This window comes from Bdellovibrio bacteriovorus (genome assembly GCF_001592745.1).
Taxonomy (GTDB): domain Bacteria; phylum Bdellovibrionota; class Bdellovibrionia; order Bdellovibrionales; family Bdellovibrionaceae; genus Bdellovibrio; species Bdellovibrio bacteriovorus_B.
This window is the reverse complement of sequence record NZ_LUKD01000001.1, coordinates 659,220-677,173: the sequence shown is the minus strand read 5'-3', so window position 1 is coordinate 677,173 and position 17,954 is coordinate 659,220. Positions and strand designations below refer to the sequence as shown.

The following is a 17,954-nucleotide window of genomic DNA, read 5'->3' as shown; positions in this document are numbered from 1 at the left end:
TTGTCTAGTACCAAGGGCTTTCTTATCATTTGAGTATATGAAAAGAAAACCCTGGTCCTTGATCGTTCTTGCACTTCTTCATGTTTTCGCACCCATTGGAAATCTTATTCTTAATGCCCTCCGCTCGGGACGTACGCTTCCGCAGCAGTGGACTTATTGGTTTGAGATTTTACCGAAGCCTTTGTTGCTTCTATATGTGGGCGTACCGATTCTTGCGGGCATCTTCATTTACATTTGCCGCCGCTGGAGCTACTGGGCGTATCTTGCTTGTATCGCTTTAGTTCTGCTTTCGAATCTTTATAGTTATTGGACAAGCATGAACTGGAATACGTTGGTGGTTCTGATCGCAGTTCTTCTTGTCGATGTTCTGATTGTTGCCTACTTTGTCGTGCCTTCTGTACAGCAAGTTTACTTCGATCCCCGCATGCGTTGGTGGGAAGCTGCTCCTCGTTATAACTTCAATCAAGAAGGAACGGTTAATGGCGCAAAAGCTTTCATTAAAAATCTTTCGCAAGGTGGTTTGTTTCTGACGGCGGGACCAGAGCTTGCTGAGGGTGATAAGGTCGACGTTTACTGGAAGTTTGATGATCACGAAACTGTTGTTTCAGGGCTGGTCGTCTATCGTGTGAATCGTCCAGGCAGTGAAGGTTGGGGAGTTCGTTTTGAACATACCAACGAAAGCCAAAGACAGGTGAAGCGCGCGATTGATAAGTTGCATTCGGATAATAAGATTGTAGCAGAGCGATTGCCGGGGCCTGAAGACAGTTTCGGAGCTTGGTTGAAAAAGCTCGTAACGAAGGGCGAAGGACTATTTCCTAAATTTAAGTCATAAAAAAAGGGAGCCGAAAGCTCCCTTTTTTTATTGAGAATTACTGACGTTTGTAAACGCAACGAGCTTCACCGCGATTTAAGCCCGCAAGTCCGTCCGCCGTTTTACGAACCGCAAACAGGGTGCTCTTGTCGTCTGAAAGTTTCAAAGCTACGGCGTCCTTCACTCGGGAAGCGGGGACACCCAAAATGCTTTCAATACCGCTAAATTGAAAAACCAGAGTGCCGTCGTCCTTCAAAGTCACGGAGTCTTTACCTTTGGTTGTCGTCATCGCCTCCCCATGAGAGCTGCGCACTTCACGAGATGAGTTGAGTTCACTCTTGACCAACGCGAACTCAGTAATGTCCGAACGATAAAGAGAAATTTCTTTTCCCTCTTTGCTAACAATCAGGCCTTCATAACAGAATGTCCCGTCCTTAAGCTCTTCGCGCTGTAAATCATAGCGGCCGATATAGTCCTGTATGCTGGCAAATGCAGAAGAACTTCCTAACAATAAAAGACCCAAGAGAACTGTTTTTTTCATTATGGACTCCGTGGTTTGGAAAATAAAAAACGCGACCCCAGGAGAGAGCGGGGCCGCGTATATAAAATTCGTATTAGTAGATGTACTCAGGATTCAAGATGCTTGTGTAGCGAGCAAGATCTTCGATCGCGTACATCAAGTTTTGTTGTGAGTTCGACAATGGAGAAGCATCCATCATCAATCCCATCACCACATCACCCGATACTGGGCCACGGTCTTTAAGTACAATTTGTACTGAAGACACGGCTTGAACTAAAACTTCCTGACCTAGCGCTAGCAAATCCAAAGAGTTTGCAAGAGTCGTGTTGTTTGACTTCAAACCCGCCAACTGTTGCAATACGTTGTTCAACTGCTCTAAAGGAACTTGCTCAAGCATTGGTTTTACTTGCGTGAAGTATGACATAGATCTGCTAGTCATGCTTCTTAACATCAACACTTGCTTATCCAAAGCGAAGTTTGGATTTGCTTTGATCTCTTCAGCCGACACGATCGCGCCGTTTTGGTTCAAAGCTGTCAATGTCTTCACAAGTTCCGCAGCCGCAGCATCACCTTTAGCAGCTACAGCTTTAAGCTCTTCAGAAGAAGCTACGATGTCAGCAAATGCTTTGTCTTTCAACTTTTCGTCGGCCTTTTTAACCGCGGCCACTTTTGCACTCAATTCCATGTCCGCTTGGATCATTTGGATCATACCTTGAGCCAAAGTATCTTTGTTTTCTAGAAGCGCGCCTTTACGAGCCGCTTTGCTTACTAGAACTTGCGCACCGATCGCGTTGTCAGCAGCGAAGAACTTAACACCCGCAGCCGATTTTGAACTTTGACCGTAACGAGTCGCCATCAAACGATCTTTAACTGTTTTTCCACCTTTCAAAGTTCCCACTTTGAAGAACTCTGCGAAGGTATCCAAACCTGGGTAACGGTATTGGTTCGTATCAGCCAAACCACCCAAAGTTGCAGAATCAAGCAAGTTTCTGTTCACATTCACTGGCAATTCCACTGTCTGCAAGTTGTGGTATTTGTCCACGAAGCCCGCGTTCAATGTGCCAGAGATGATTTCAAGAAGCGTCAACATGTTCTGAGATTGAGCCGCATGTTGAACTCCCATGAAGTATTGTTCGAATTCGTTGTAACCAATCCAACCCGTTTGCGAGTCATCAGTCATAGCTGCTGGATTTGCAGTCAACAAAAACTGAAGGGCAAACTGCTTGTCGTAACCGATACCCAAAGTATCCAAACGATCGCTCATCGGAGCCGGAGCCGCGTCGTAAACACGGCGTGCTTCAAGGATGCGCACGTCAGGAGTTTGTTTAAACACCGGCTGACCATTTGCATCGACAGCTTGCTGACCGTTTTGAACAACGGGTTCGTTCAACATGTATGGAACTGGGATCAAACGTTGTTTGATTTCTTCTTTCGAGTTACCGAAAGCCAAGTTCGTGTCAGGGATACGGATCACTTCGTGGAAGAAATCGTATCCAAGGTGGGAAGCCTCACGGAAGTCAGCCATTTCAGCGTCTGACAATGCCGTACGGTAGATCACCATTCTGAAGTAGTCATCCAAGTAAGCGCGGATCGTAGAGAATCTAGAGATAGAGTTTCTGATCACGTTTACTTTTTGTGGCCATCCGAAGTTCAAACGATCAGACGCGTGGTAAGAAGTCGCGTAAGATCTGTGGTAGTTCTGGATTTCGTTTTTAACAACTTCAACCGCAGAAGCACCTTGGTCATAGCGCGCACAACCTGGCTCTAGACCCACTTCCATATCGTTACATTGACCGTAGTGCTTCAAAAGACCTGTTTGAGCAACAGTTTGTTTCGCCATATCAGAGAAGTATCTGAAGCCCAAGATCTTCTTAACATCTTGGAATGCGATGAACTGACCACCTACCGTGTTTACAGACACTTTAGATTGGTTCGTCAAAACACCACCTGTTTTAGCAACCATCGCTTTGATGTCATCACTCAATTCAACCAAACCTGTGTAAGCCGCGCGCAATGCATGCACGTCGTATGTACCTGGGCCTTGGTATTCCATCTCTGGAGCCGCGATATAATCCATGATGGATGTATAGTTGCGGTTTGTTTCTTCGCCAGCAAAGTTGAAGTTTGCTTTATCGAAAGAACCTTTGAAGTTGTGCACAAGACCGATCGCGTGACCCACTTCATGCAATAGTGTCGCTTTGATCTCTTTCTTGAATAAAGTGTTGAAGTCCGAGTTCAAGAACTTGTCGTTGTACTCAGTACGAGTGTACAAGAAGCAACCGCCACGTTTTTTAGCTTGTTGGTCAAATCTTGCAGACATCTCTTTCATTTGCGCCTGCTTCAACAACAATTGTTTCATTTGTTGAGACATGCCATTTTCAGTGCGAGCCAACTCACGAGCGATGATCGCTTCCATCATGATTGGATCGTTCTTCAACTCTTGAGAAAGAGCCGCTTGCAATACACTGCGAGTGAAATCTTTGTTCGAAGTCACTTTCGCATCTGAAACTACGTTTCTGCCTTTAAGAACCTTAGCTTGCAAAGACTTACCAGCTTTCTTAACAGCCACGTTCGAAGCGTACTTAGAAGAGAAGCGTTGAGCCGCCACTGGGCGTGAAGACAATACTAGTTTCTGTACGAATGAACCGTAAGATTTCGTCAAAGATCTTACTTTTTCAGCTGCTGCAGATCCCGAAGCTGCACCCGCTGAGCCTTCAGCTGCAGAAGAAGAACCTTGTTGTTGTGCTGCCAATTCTTTTTGGAATTCAGCCAAAGCCTCTTGTTTTGCTTCGTCCAACATTTTTTCGTACTCGCGAGACTCTTTGTAAGATTCCATCATGCGACGGATTTCCATCTCAGAGTTTCCAGAGTAAACCATCACGTTGTTCGCGATGATTGTACCAGAGTATGGATTTGGTGCCGGCTGAGCCACACCCAAAAGACCGTTTTCAGTCGGTTGGTCAAAGAACCACAAGTAGTTGCGGTCCAAGTCACCCAAGTGACCTGTGTCATCATCACCTGTGTGAAGAACGATGTAGTCACCAGAGCGCTCAAGGTTCGTACCTTTGAAAGCTTTGCGGAAAGCTTCATTCCACTCAGCCACGACCTCGACGGCTGCCTGAGTGATAAGAGCTTTTCTGTCAGAAGGAGCATTTTTCAAACCACCAACCCAGTAGTGCAATACTTTGCCGTTACGGAAGTCATGAACCACCGGACGGTACACTTCGCTGTTCTCACGGCCTGGACGAACATCAGTAGAAGTGATTGTTTCACCCATAGTGAATGTTGCGAAGTTCAAAGAGCTTTGAACGTTGGGAGCGATGTTCGGTGCCCATTGAGCATCGTCAACTTGCGCGTTCGTGCGTTTCTTGAATGAAAGACGCTCGATCACGTTGTAGTTGAATTGAACATTCCAACCCAAAGCGTAGTTGTTCGTTGTTGGGGCATTATGGCAACCTGGTTTAACAGTGTAAGAACCAGACAAAGAGAAGTTCAAGATACCATCGTTGTTTAAACGCATATCCATATCAGTGACTTGTTGAGAAGTCTCTGCAGCCCAGCATTCACCGGCGTCGAAGAAAGCCAACGGAGAGTTTGCAACTGGGATTGTATTTTTCGTCCAGTCGATCTCTACGTATTCCGCATCTTCTTTTTTCGCGTCAATCAATTTTGGAACGTGAAGAGCCACACCATCAGCATCGACAGTCTCAAGTTTGAAGTATTTAACAGGAACAGACATCAACTCTTCTTTGTCTTTCGCTGTTTGACCTTCGTACTTGATCAAAGCTTTTTGGTTGCGAACAACCAAACGGTCTTTTTCAAGTTCGAATTTTACTACTGAAAGATCACCGCTTGTTCCGGATTTACCGATAAGCATCATATTAGAAGCATCTTCGAAAGTTCTTCTGAAATAGAACTCACCCTTAAGATCCGCAACTTTGATTGTATTCAAAGGATCGATGATACCTGTTGGACGAGCGCGCTCTGCACGCACTTCGCGAGCGATTTCAACCAGGCCTTGAGCTTGCGCTTTAGTGACCTTTTGAAGTTCGATCGTGTTAGAAGTGTTTTCTTTAGAGTCAGCAAGTACTAGACGAGCATTTTTATAAGTCACTGGAACTTTCGCCACCAAGCGAAGAACACAGTTCTTATCCGCAGAAGTCACGCCAGAGTCAGAGCAACGGATGATTTCGCCCGCTGCGCGACCTGTATTGATAAGACGTTTTTCATCGTCAGACAAAGAACCAACCGTTGTTAGTTCGTAAACTTTCATGTCGTCAGAATCAAGCTTCGTAAGAACTTGCGAATCGTCAGCCACGAACTTCATGTTGAAGTTGTAGCGAGATTGAAGGTCTGCAGCTCTGTGGATTTTGTTATCCAAAGACTCCATCGTGAAGATTTGGTCCATTTCGACTTTTTGGTCTACGCTGCCCACGTCTTTACGAGAATCTGAAGTAATATTCAAACGAATATGAGTCGCTTGACTGAACTCAGTTTCACGCAACTTCAATGTCGAAGTACTTTCTCTGAGTTCATTTTTTGTTCTTTCAAGAACACCTTTTTGAGCGATGTCATATTTGAAAAGAGGAACTAACACGTTGATGTTAGCGCGGTTCAATAAAGAAGCCGAACGAGCTTTTTGCGCCGTTGCCATCTTATTCATGATTTCTTTTTTAGCTTGAGAGGAAGTGGCTTTTTGTAAATCAATAGAAAGCTGAACTTCGCTTGGAGAGACAGCGAGTTGCTTTTCAAGACGAGTCAAGCCTTCAACATTGTTTGTCAGCTTGTACGCCGTTACGTATTTAGAGTCTACGCCGAACACGATTTTGAAGTCTTGAGCTTCCTGACCGGAAACTTCTAGGTTTTCAAACATGAAGCGCAAACGTTGAGGGATGGAAGAATCTGATGTGTCGACCGCAACCAAACCTTTTTCGTTTGAGGCCTTGTTGCTAGTTGCTTCAACTAAAGATTTCTCGCGGGCGCTGGATTTTGCGATGGCTTTAAAACCTTCACTTGACGGGGTCGCGAAGTCTGAAATCGCAAAGATCTCTAGAGCTTCTGAATCCGGTAAAGTCGCATCACGCTTTTTCGTACAACCCGCGGCCACGAGGGCGAAGGTCAACAAAGCCGTAAATGCTTTTGTGTACTGAGGTTTGTGAGCCATTTTTCTCTCCATTCCTAAATTGTCACTGCTCATGGCGCCACATCGAATATATGGGCCTAGAACAAAGACACTCTCCTTAAGGGATATAAATGCACTGAAAGTGCCACGAGCTTCCGGTTGCGGCCGTGAATTAAATGCATTACAGGCAGATAAGCCGTCCACAGAATATACAGGGGACAATTCAGGGAGATCTCAAAATGAGACATACTTTTCTGATTTAAAACACCGGCCCTCGCGGAAGCTTGTCGTCGAATTAAATCTCGGATTTCATTCTGAAAAGCAGGGGGATTTATGAAAGGGATTTTTGTCTTTTGTGGACTCTTTTTTCTAGCGATCTATGCACACGGATTTATCGTTTACGGGGATGCCGTGGCGATGGGAGAGGGAACCGCGAAGGCCTTTGCTGATATCGGAGAAGATGGCACTCCCTATTCTGTCGGCTTGGCGTTTACGGAGGGAGCTTTGAATGCCTTGCCTCAACATGAGCCAGGTGAATACACACTAAAACTGCCGTCCATTCTCAACATTCCACCCTACAATCACATGGTCATTAATTGGATGCCTCACGGTCATGAGCCTGATGGTATTTACAATCGACCGCACTTCGATTTTCACTTTTACTTTATTAATGAGACCACCCGCAAAGCTATCACCTGTATGGGCGCCGATCGCGAAATCTGTTTGAAGCAGCCGGATCCCGATAAGCTTCCTCCGTTCTATGTCGGAGGCCCTGAAGGTGTTCCTCAGATGGGTTGGCACTGGGTGGATATGCGTTCGCCAGAGTACAACGGCAAGCCTTTTACGACCACTTACATCTATGGCTACTACGACGCCAATCTGATTTTTATCGAGCCGATGATCACGCGAGAGTTTTTGCTAAAGAAAAAGAAATTCGAGCAAGAGCTAATGTTGCCAAAGACCTTCACCCATTTAGGCTATTATCCGCAAAAGTATTCGATACATTTTGATAAGACGCGGGCGATGCACTTTATAACTCTGAAATATTTAAAAGAAATGCAGTAAATTTAGAGTGCGAAAATCTTGCCGCAGGCCTGTCCCTTCGAAGAAGGAAGCAGGTCTTGCCCTTGCTTTAAAATGAAAGGGTTTTTTGAGTCCCGAGTCCACAGCTCTTGGGCGACGGATGAAAAATCTTTTCCAGTGCGCGCAGACTCTGCAATAGCGTTTTCTAAAAGAGCCAACCAGACAAGGGCTTTGTTGCGCTCCATCTTCCATTCGATCTCGGATGCCGGAAAGAATTTTTCTCCAGCACGTGAAACATCAAAGTTCTGTTGGAAGTTGAAATGACCTAAAGAGGAAACGGATTTTAAAGGTTTCACGGCGAACTCAGGCTGATCGTCGATCAGAAGAGTGTTCTTGGGATTCCAGTCGGGAATTCCCTGATTCAAAACTTTTTTATGCTGCTCAGAGAATTTCAAAGTCTTGTTTTGAGACACTATTGTCAGATCCTCATAAGATAGAATACGGTGGCTGATATCGACGAGGGACCGACCATCAGAAAGCTTCACGCTGTCCAGTAAAGTCATATTACGTGACTTCGTTCCACCACTAAAAAAACTGATGCGTATATCTGGATGGGTCTTCAATAAGTGTTCGATGACTTCAGTTAAATGGTCGGTGGGGCGGTAGGTTTTTCCCTCAATTTGAATACTCTTGGAGCTGCGTTCATTCGCGTCTTCGGGGTGAACGGTATAAAAGGTGGTCCAGTCGATATCAAAGACAATATCCAGAGGAGTGCCGGCCCAGGAGGGTTGGAAGCTTAGAATAAGAAGAAGTGCTACCAACCAGGCTTTCATGGCAGTCCTAGAAGACTACAGTTGCAGAGGCGTAAACAAGTGAAGTGTTTTCATTGATCAACTGCACATTGGAATCATCACCGTTAGGTTTTAAAGAAGAACCTGAGTTTGTGTGTCCCGCAGCGATGGAAAAGGTGGAGTTGATTTCGTAGCCGATCTCTTGAGTCATTTCAAAAGTGTCGCGCATCACATTTTGGTAAGACCATGTGTTTCGGTGAAGAAATTCTGCAGAGACAGAAATCCCCGTCGTAAAAGTGTACGCCATCGAAAGCATTTGCGAAGAGGTCCACTGCGTGTTCACACGGCCATCTAAAGCAGTTTCGTACTGATGGAAGTTGCGACCTGCCGAAATTGAACCCGCGATGTCCAGTCCCGAAATAAGACGGTCTGGATTGATCATGCCGTTCACGGTTGTTGAAAGCGAAGCAATCAGATTTTGACGAGTGTGAGAGTCTTTAGAAGTAGGAAGACCCGTAGCCACGCGATAACCCAACATAATCGTTTTACCCAAAGCCATGGGCGCGCGTCCCAAACTGACTGACGTGTCAGAGAAATCATTGTTTTCAGGATATTTTAAGTCTTGTGAATAACCACCCTGAACGCGCATAGAAAACTTGTCGTTCAATTTCAAATTCAGGCGCATCATATAGTCCATCGCGTCCTGGCGAGTGCCATCTTCAAAGTCATAAAGACTTGTCGAGCGACTGGCATTTACAAAACCACTCCACATGCGCCCTTGTTTTTTCGGTTGTTGTACTAGCGTCGTCGAAGAGGTGACAGACGCATTGGCAAAGACTTGGCCTGCCAGCAAGACTGTCGTCAAAAATCCGATAAGGGGGCGCATAGCAAAAGACATAAACACTCTCCTTCGGGATTATTTTGCAGGGAGGGTGCCAGAAGCAAACGGCCTTAAATTGCAGCCTGATAAGATTTACCTGTCTAAGTATTGGTCAGAAGCCCGTCTCTGGCATCCAGCGCATTGACATAAGAAAAGCGCGCGATGACCATGAGCTGTGGCAATAAAAGTACGCGATTATATTTTGATATTCTCTGATGGCGCTTGTTCTGGAAATCCCGGCCCCGGAGGTTGGGGAAGCATTGTGCTTTTACCGAACGATCAAGTTCAAGAGTTGGGTGCGGGAGAGCGCTCAACCACGAACAACCGCATGGAAATGACGGCCGCCGTAGAAGCACTTAAGTTTATTTCTGCGGTGCCGGGCCCTGTGCATTTTTATACGGACTCCACTTACTTGATTCGTGGAATCACGCAATGGATTTGGGGCTGGAAAAAGCGCGGTTGGAAAACCGCGGAGGGTGCGGATGTTTCTAATCGAGATATCTGGGAAGAACTGGCGCAGCTCATTCAAGCGCGCGGTCCCGGTAATAAGATCGAGTGGAAATATTCTCGTGGTCACGTGGGCACGCCGGGCAATGAACGCTGTGATCGCATCGCGGTTGCCTTTTCAAAAAATGATTACGTGTCCTTGTATCAAGGACCTTTGAGTTCTTATCCCATCAACATGCTGGAAGTTCCCGCCGACACGGCTTTGCCAGAAATGCGTGCGCCGGGTGAAAAGAAAGAGGCTTTCAGTTACCTGAGCAATATCGGGGGGCTGGTTTATCGTCACAAGAATTGGCCTTCTTGCCAAAACCGTGTGAGCGGAAAGTCAGGAGCTAAATTCAAAAAGGCCACGTCGGCCGCCGATGAAATCGAAATTCTGAAATCCTGGGGATTAAGTCCTCAGACCGTCATCAAAGAAGGATAGTCCGCATGGAAATCACAAACCGTCATATTCTTATCACAGGTGCCAGTCGTGGGATTGGAAAAGCTTTTGCTAAAATGTGCGCCGAAGATAAAGCGAATCTTCATCTGGTGATGAGGCAGTCTGATGACAGTCTGGTGAAAGAGCTTCAGGCGGCAGGTGCTAAATCAGTCACAGTGTGGGAGGCGGATCTTTCGACACGTCAAGGTGTCGATGCGCTTTTGCATAATCTAAAAGAAACCTCGATTGATATCCTATTTAATAATGCGGGAATGTTGACCGGTGGCTTGATAGAAGAACAGCCCTTAGATGACATCTACAAAATGTTTCAGGTGAACGTGAATGCCTTGGTTCATTTGACGCACGGATTGTTGCCAGGAATGCTTGAGCGTAAACGCGGTAAAATCATCAATAACTCCAGCGTTTCGGCCTATATGCATTTTCCCTGTGCTTCGACCTACGCAGCTTCGAAGGCGGCTGTCATGGCGTTCACCGACTGCATTCGTATGGAGCTGAAAGACACGGGCGTAACGACATTGTTGTTGGTCACTCCGGGAATCAAGACGCGCATGTTTGATGAGATCGAGACCTTGTACTCGAAGAATTTTGTGATTCCGACGGAGTCGATTTCTCCCGCAAAATACGCGCAAATGATTCGTGAAGCGATTCTTCATGATATCGAGGTTTTAGAACCTAGCGGATTAACGGGTGTCGGATTGAAGATTGCGAAATTCGTGAAGCCACTTTTTGATATTGAAGTGGGAAGACGCTTTAAGCGCAATTAAGGCAAAAAAAAGTCCGTCCTTTTCAGACGGACTTCCTAGAAAAACTTATTAAGGTTGGAAATTTAAAACGCCAGAGCCGACAGCACCCGTGATAGTCATTTTCATCGGTTTACCTTCGATAGAGCGCATAGGAACCGGGAAGATCACAGAGTAGGGTGTGTAAAAACGGTTGTGGTAAGGATAAAGACCTTCGATTTCGGCTAACTGCAATTTAAGTTTCTTAGCCTTGCCTTCGTAGCGACGGCCATCGACATCCAAAAAGATTTTCCAAATCGTCGTATCTTTAAAAAGATCATCGTTCTTTCTTTCTGGAGTGTAAAAGCTCAAAAACACTTCCGCTTCTTTGCTCAGGCGGTTTTCGTACTTTCCTTTTTCTTCAGTGAAACGTTTTTCATCCCACTGATAAAGCATACTGCTTTGAGCTAGTTGGGCCTGAGCCACTGTTGAATTCAACAAGGTCGCTTGGAAATCCAAAGTGTTGTAAAATCCCGAATACTGGCGCACTTGATCGGAATACTTTTCGATCACTTCCATATAGTCATCTTTAGTTTTGATCGTGTGACCTGCGGGAGTTACTTCGTAAGTGCTGGCACATGCAGAAAGTAAAAAACAAAGGCTCAAAAGGTATTTCATTATTTAGACTCCAAGAAACCGTCTAAGAATTTTTTGATATCTGCAAAAACTGTCGTGCGCATGATATCGTTGACGACTTCATGTTTTGCTTCAGGGTAAATATAAATTTCTTTTTTCTGACTGCCTAACTTATCGTAAAACTTTTTTGTTTCCAAACTGCTGACTACGGGATCGTTTTCAGCGATGACAAATAAAGCAGGCTTTTTGATTTCGTTTGCACGAGGCAGAACGTATTCAAAAGATTCAAGGAAACCCAAGAACGCCCCTGGGGAAATACGATTGTGGCGAAGAGCGTCTTGTTCAAATTCGCGAATCACATCCGGATCGCGCGTGAGCATATCATTTGTCAGCTCGTTGCCCATCGTGATCGTTGGCAGCAATGAGTTTAAGATCACCGCACCTTTGGATTTATAAACAGGCACCGGAACAGAAACTCCCAAAAGCGGAGAGCTGACAACAATGCCATCGCAGCGAGTATCGGGATTGCGTAAAAGAGTTTTAAGCTCAATCAAGGCACCCATCGAGTGACAGAAAAGAATCACCGGGCCTTGTTTCACTTTTTCGTTCTTAAGAACCATGTCCAAAAAGATTTTATAGTCTTTGCAGTAATCATCAAACTGCGCAACGTAACCGCGACGACCTTCAGAGCGGCCGTGCCCTCGTAAGTCCCACCCATAAAAACTCCACTGATCATTTTCAAATGCTTTGATCAGGCGGTGGTAAGATTCCGAGTGTTCTCCTTGGCCGTGATTGATTATAACGGTTCCACGAGCATTGGGGTTGTCCCAAATTTGAAAGAACAGGTTGATGTCCTGATAACCTTTAAAAAAGCCTTCAGATCTTTTGTACATACCCTTTAGATTGCCGCGAGAGCAATCAGCGGGCAAGTCAAATCAGGCCCCGGACCACGATTGTATCGTGCGGTTCCGGACTGGATTCAGGATAATCGATATTGAAATGGATACCTCGCGATTCTTGGCGGCGAAGGGCGCATTCCACTGACAAGTTGGCAACGATGGCGATATTGCGCAGCTCTAAGATGTCCGAATGAATCTTCATGTGAGAATAGTATTCTTTCGTCTCTGCCAAAATATTCTGCAAGCGATGTTGAGCGCGTTCCAGACGTTTGTTAGAGCGGACAATTCCCATGTAGTTCCACATCAGGCGGCGAATCTCGTCCCACATGTGGTTGATAACGATCATCTCGTCATCATTCGATTCTTCGGGGTGAGTCCAAGGTTTGGGATCCATCGGGAAGAACTTATCCGTGTCCCATTGCTGCTTGATTTGCTCGGAACAATTGTGGGCCATCGTTAAACACTCAAGTAAGGAATTCGAGGCCAATCGATTTGCGCCATGCAAGCCCGTGCAAGCCGTTTCTCCAACCGCCCAGAGACCCGGAACATCCGTGCGACCATTGAGGTCTGTCAGCACGCCACCACACAAGTAGTGGGCTGCGGGAACCACCGGAATCGGGGATTCACTCATGTCGATGCCGTACTCAAGGCACTTGTTGAAAATTGTGGGAAAGCGACTTTTCAAAAATTCGCGATCCAGTTTTGTCATGTCGAGATAAACACATTCGGCACCGGTTTTTTTCATCTCTTTGTCGATGGAACGAGCCACAACGTCGCGAGGAGCCAGTGATCCGAGCTTGTGATATTTCTGCATGAAAGGGTGGCCTGCGGCATCGATCAATTCGCCACCTTCACCGCGAAGAGCTTCTGAAATTAAAAAATTGCGCGATTCGCGATGGAAAAGGCAGGTGGGATGAAATTGCATGAATTCTAGATTCGCGATACGAGCACCCACACGGTAAGCCATGGCGATGCCGTCACCTGTCGCGCCACTCCAGTTCGAAGTGTAAAGGTAAACTTTTCCCGCGCCACCCGTAGCCAGAATGGTGTTCTTCGCTAAAAATGTATGCACCTCGCCATCATTTTTGTTCAAAGCGTAGGCACCGATGCAATGAACAGGATTCATATCATTCGGATCGACTTCTTTGTTTACAATCAGGTCAATGGCGTAAAAGCGTTCAAGCAAAGTGATGTTGGGATTTTCGCGAACGCGGGCCAAAAGAGTGCGGTGAATTTCTAATCCCGTTTGGTCTTCGAAGTGAAGAATGCGACGGAAGCTGTGTCCGCCTTCGCGCGTCAAATCGATTTCATTGGTCTCTTCTGAGCCTCTTTTTTTAACGTCGAAATGAACACCCCAGTTTTGTAAATCCTGAATGCGTTCAGGGGCTTGCTCTACATAATTGCGAACTACAGTTTCTTTGCACAAGCCAGCGCCCGCAACCAGTGTATCCTGGATATGCGACTCGAAGCTGTCCTCCTCCGACATAACCGCAGAGATTCCCCCCTGAGCCATGGCAGAGTTCGTTCCGCCCGCAGATTCTTTGGCAAGCACGATCACTTTTCCCAATGAGGAAAGTTTTAAAGCCAGCGCCAATCCTGCAGAGCCAGAACCAATAATCAAAACATCCGAGCGATGAGTACTCATAGTGGCATCTTCTTACCGCTTTTGTTGGCATTTGCAAAGGACTCTTGCTTGATTCTTACCAGTTTCTAAAACTACAATAAAATCAAAGACGTCGAGCGGAAGTGACAAGGCAAGATGCTTTGGGCCCCGCCGGAGGACTGTTACAGGGAAGGAACCGTCTCAATGAAAGTAAAACTCATCGCCGTCCTCGTTGCTGTTGCCGCGATTTTTATCGGAGCTGTTTTGTGGCGCACAGATAGCTTCGTCTACGGTGACAGAATGAGCTGGGTTGAAGCCCAAACGCGCACACAAGTCGGTGCGATCAATCATTCCTTGGCGACAGAGTTGAAAACTCTGCAAAGAGTTGTCGCGACTTTGAATTCAGAAAATTTCCAAAAAGGAAAGCTCAACTGGAATGCAATGGCACCTTACTATGCGGCGGCTTCCTTTTCCGTCAATGGTGGCAATCTTGAGCCTCAAGTCATCGTCGCTAAAGAAAATTCCAAAGCGGCAAATTGGACCACGGAGTTTGTAAAATCCGCGGTAGGTAATATCGCGAACAGAACTTCGGATTTGCGTTTTTATGTGAAGCCTTTTCAGGATTCTCAACGTGGACGTTATGTCGCGTTGGTATTTTTAGAGGGCAGCAAGGCTTACGCATTATTTGGTTCGGGCGAAATTTTTCAATCCGTGATTGATGCGCAAAGAGGCGCCCTCAGTTCGTTTTCAATTGTGACTTCGACGGGTCTTACTGTGGGTCATTCTGTGCCTGAGTATTTGGGAACAGTGATGCGCGATGATCCAGTTTTCAAAGAGGCCCAAAAAAGCGGGTCCTCTCACGGCAGCAATACGTTTCAGTTAAAATCGGGTGATCTTTACGGAATGTACGAGATGATTCCGCAAAGTAATTTGCTTGTGTTGAGTTCGGCTCCTTTGAAGGAAACGATGAAGGGGCGTGCGGGGTTGTGGTGGCAGTTCCTTCTGATGGGCGCGGGCTTGATGACCGTTGCGGCGGCAGCTTTGTTGTGGTTAACAACGACGACAGAAAAACAAATCACAACCCTTGAAGAGGAACTGCAAGCGGCAAAGTCTCGTCCGTTAGCGCCTCCGGTTCCTGAAAAAGTGATCGCGCAGGATCCTGAAATCGTACAAAAAGAAAAGGTTCAAGCTTCGATGAAAGTGGCTTCGGCCTTAGCGCACGAAATGCGCGGACCTTTGGCTTCTATCTTGGGTTATTCGCAAATGATTCTGGCGAAGTCTCCCGAAACAGACATCGTACAAAGCACGGAGTCTATTTTGCGAGAAACGCGCGCGGCGCGCGGTGTGCTGGATAAACTTCTGGGCTACGCGGGCGAGGAAGTGCAAGAGAAAAATTCCATGAAGGTCGAAGGGCCTTTAGTGAAAGCTCTGAAAGAGATGGAGCCCCTGTTTGCGCAAAAAGGTGTGAAGCTGACGAAGAATATTCAAGACAATTCAGCTTTGGATCTTCACGTGGATGCGATCATGCGTGCGATTTCAAACGTTCTGCATAACTCTGTAGAAGCCATGGAACGTATGCCGAAAAAAGAAATCAAAGTGGATCTTTTCGAGGATGCCGACGGTGTGCACTTGAATATTGAAGATACGGGTGAGGGGATTGAGGCGGCAAACGTCGATAAGATTTTTGATCCTTTCTTTACGACACGCTCTTTCCACAATCACATGGGCTTGGGGCTTTCTGTGGCTTTTGGAATTTTGAAAGAACACAACGCCGATGTGCGTGTGGAGTCGCAGCGTGGTCAAGGGACGAAAGTAAATATTCTGTTTAAAAAAGTTCAGTCGGTGTCGGTTCTCAAAGCTCCGGCCGATGTGCTTGTTGCAAAGGAAGAACCTCTAGTGATTTCCCCAGAGTTGCCTAAACTGTCTGAAGAGTCTGTTCATCAAGAAGAAGCCCAGGCGCATTTTGAGGAAGTGAAGGCTTCAATGGCTCCAGCTTCACCGTTGGATGTGAATATCGATAATCTTTTGGAGCTTCCTGAAGTGACAGAGGTGGCGCCTCCTCCGGCACAGGAAGAAACAAAAGTCGAATCCGCAACGGAATCTTCGAAACCAAAAATTTCAACGCCGATTGTGTCGACGTCTTCTGTGAAAGCGACGCAACCTACGGCACCCGCATTGGGGAATGATGAATTTAGTTTTATCGATGGCTTCCTGGGTGAAGAACCCAAGGCGCCCGTGGCAAAAGCCACTGCGGTGGAAACTCCTGCGCCAACTCCGGTGACGGAAGTGGTCTTGTCGGAAACTGTGACTGCCGATGAAGTGGCAACGACAATTGACGCGGTACCGGTGGTTGAGCCTGTGAGTGCGCCAACTTCGGAAGAACTTGCAACGATGAGTGACGAACTAACTCCGGTGAACTTTGTGATGCCTCCGCAAATGACCGCGAAGGCAAAAACAACCAAATTGGATACTTATCACGTTGAAATTCGTCGACCTGGAAAGAGGCCTTAGTTGAATATTCGCGATTATAGTTCTCAGTTTACGGTTTTTGTTTTCACCACCGATGTGGATGCGGGGGCTTCGGCGAAAGTGTATCTTTCGCAAGCGGGCTACGACGCTTACTACTTCCAAGATCCGGAAACTTTAGAGCAGCGTTTAAAAGAAAATCCACCGCATCTTCTGGTGTTTTCAACTGCCGCATTAGCGGGGTCATTAAGTGATTTCGTAAAAATCGTGCAAGACATCAATGAAGAAATTAAATTCATTGCGGTCTCAAGCGTTTCGCAATTTGATATTTTAGCACAGTACAATGGCTTTGGTTTTGTTGATGTGATTTCAGATGAATCGGCGGCTTTAGAGTCCCGTATCGTCTGGTCCGTGGATCGCGCCTGCGAAAAACTTTACCTGACCTATCAAAACGAACAGCTTTTTGATGAGCTGCAAGTGACAAAAGCGAAAGTGGAAGAAGTCCATGCGGCTGCCTTCAGCAGCTTGAAGCAAGCTGAGACTGAAATGTCGACGCCGAAGGTTTCAATGCGCATTACGGATTATCGTTCTGCGCAAAGCAAGGAAGACTTAATTCAAAAATATTTGAATCATCTTCCCAACGCCCTTTGTATTTTCTTTAAGTTTCTTCCTTCAGTGCGATCTTTCGTGGCAACCCACGCGCAAGGTATTCCTGCATCCGACATTCAAGGTGTCGGCGTCCAACTAGAAGCTGGCGACACGAAAGATTTAACGACACAGATGGCAATGGGACTTTTACCGGCGCGGTTTAATGACATGTTGGTTGAGGCATTTCATTTCAATCCACCCAAGGCATTGCCACTTTATGCGCATCACGCATTAGAGGGTGTCTTCGTCTATTCCGGTAATATCACTCAAGCTGAAGCCAGCCAACTGGCGGAAGAATTCAGTCTTTTGTCTCTTTGCTATTCGACTTTCACATTGGAAAAGAAAGTGGATTCCTTAGAGGTCCAAGATTTTGTGACCGAGCTGTACAACCGCAACTTCTATCAGAAAGCCTTGAGCGATGAAGTGTCGCGGGCGCGTCGACTGAAGCAGCCTATCTCGGTTGTAAAGATCGCCATGGATGATTTTTATGAGATTGAATCATCTTTAGGTGAAGCAGTGAGAGATGAGTTGCTAAAATCCGTCGCAACCATCATCACTAAAACCAGCCGTACCAATGATCTGACGTGCAGAACTTCGGCCAACGAAATTGCGATGATATTACCTCACTGCTCTAAAAAAGGAGCCGCACTTCGTTCAGAAAGACTTCGTCGAATTATTGAAGGCACGTCTTTCATGGACAATGGTATGAAAGTATCAATCAGTTTGGGCGTGAGTGAGTATCCATCTTTGTGTGACTCCGCGAAAACTTTGGACGAAACATCGACCAAAGCTCTTCTGCACATCACCGACAAAGGCGGAAATAAAATTTGTTTGTATAAAGCTCCGGAAACTCATCGTCCCGAGTTTGAAGTGGCTCCTGAATAGGCGAA

General features: G+C 46.3%; 13 protein-coding genes. 6 read left to right on the top strand and 7 right to left on the bottom strand.

Annotated features, from left to right (window positions below; translation table 11 throughout):
• The first annotated feature begins 37 nt into the window (after positions 1-37).
• Positions 38-832 carry a PilZ domain-containing protein gene (locus tag AZI87_RS03230; RefSeq protein ID WP_063204980.1) on the top strand — a complete coding sequence of 265 codons (795 nt, stop codon included), beginning with the start codon at positions 38-40 and terminating at the stop codon, positions 830-832.
• Positions 833-869: 37 nt separating this feature from the next.
• On the opposite strand, the gene AZI87_RS03225 is transcribed toward AZI87_RS03230, so the two are convergent.
• Positions 870-1,352 (bottom strand): hypothetical protein, encoded by a 483-nt coding sequence (locus AZI87_RS03225; protein ID WP_063204979.1) that lies wholly within the window; start codon positions 1,350-1,352, stop codon positions 870-872.
• A gap of 73 nt (positions 1,353-1,425) precedes the next feature.
• Positions 1,426-6,495 (bottom strand): zinc-dependent metalloprotease, encoded by a 5,070-nt coding sequence (locus tag AZI87_RS03220; protein WP_063204978.1) that lies wholly within the window; start codon positions 6,493-6,495, stop codon positions 1,426-1,428.
• 291 nt (positions 6,496-6,786) lie between these two features.
• Between AZI87_RS03220 and AZI87_RS03215 the strand changes: the two genes are divergently transcribed.
• The gene (locus AZI87_RS03215; protein ID WP_253696390.1) at positions 6,787-7,518 is read left to right on the top strand and encodes a DUF5602 domain-containing protein; all 732 of its coding nucleotides are present in this window, start codon (positions 6,787-6,789) and stop codon (positions 7,516-7,518) included.
• Positions 7,519-7,520: 2 nt separating this feature from the next.
• Here AZI87_RS03215 and AZI87_RS03210 read toward each other — a convergent pair whose 3' ends face one another.
• Positions 7,521-8,309 (bottom strand): hypothetical protein, encoded by a 789-nt coding sequence (locus AZI87_RS03210; protein ID WP_063204977.1) that lies wholly within the window; start codon positions 8,307-8,309, stop codon positions 7,521-7,523.
• 7 nt (positions 8,310-8,316) lie between these two features.
• Positions 8,317-9,165, bottom strand: a complete 849-nt coding sequence (locus tag AZI87_RS03205; protein WP_063204976.1) for a hypothetical protein — start codon at positions 9,163-9,165, stop codon at positions 8,317-8,319.
• 157 nt (positions 9,166-9,322) lie between these two features.
• Here AZI87_RS03205 and rnhA point away from each other — a divergent pair, with 157 nt between their 5' ends.
• Entirely contained in the window at positions 9,323-10,075 is a 753-nt protein-coding gene (gene rnhA / locus AZI87_RS03200) for a ribonuclease HI (RefSeq protein WP_253696388.1), read from the top strand.
• Between the two features lie 5 nt (positions 10,076-10,080).
• Entirely contained in the window at positions 10,081-10,857 is a 777-nt protein-coding gene (locus AZI87_RS03195; RefSeq protein ID WP_063204975.1) for an SDR family NAD(P)-dependent oxidoreductase, read from the top strand.
• 48 nt (positions 10,858-10,905) lie between these two features.
• On the opposite strand, the gene AZI87_RS03190 is transcribed toward AZI87_RS03195, so the two are convergent.
• From AZI87_RS03190 to nadB, 3 genes are read right to left on the bottom strand one after another with little or no spacing between them, the layout of a single operon-like run.
• On the bottom strand, positions 10,906-11,490 hold the full coding sequence (locus AZI87_RS03190; protein ID WP_063204974.1) for a hypothetical protein: 585 nt from the start codon (positions 11,488-11,490) through the stop codon (positions 10,906-10,908).
• On the bottom strand, positions 11,490-12,341 hold the full coding sequence (locus AZI87_RS03185) for an alpha/beta hydrolase (protein WP_063204973.1): 852 nt from the start codon (positions 12,339-12,341) through the stop codon (positions 11,490-11,492). The genes AZI87_RS03190 and AZI87_RS03185 overlap by 1 nt, the downstream gene beginning before the upstream one ends.
• Positions 12,342-12,378: 37 nt before the next feature.
• Positions 12,379-13,992 (bottom strand): L-aspartate oxidase, encoded by a 1,614-nt coding sequence (gene nadB / locus AZI87_RS03180; RefSeq protein WP_063204972.1) that lies wholly within the window; start codon positions 13,990-13,992, stop codon positions 12,379-12,381.
• 162 nt (positions 13,993-14,154) lie between these two features.
• Between nadB and AZI87_RS03175 the strand changes: the two genes are divergently transcribed.
• Together AZI87_RS03175 and AZI87_RS03170 are read left to right on the top strand one after the other, a co-directional pair.
• Positions 14,155-16,461 (top strand): sensor histidine kinase, encoded by a 2,307-nt coding sequence (locus AZI87_RS03175; protein WP_063204971.1) that lies wholly within the window; start codon positions 14,155-14,157, stop codon positions 16,459-16,461.
• A complete protein-coding gene (locus AZI87_RS03170) occupies positions 16,462-17,949 on the top strand; it encodes a GGDEF domain-containing protein (protein ID WP_063204970.1) in 1,488 nt (495 codons plus the stop codon).
• Positions 17,950-17,954 lie beyond the last annotated feature (5 nt).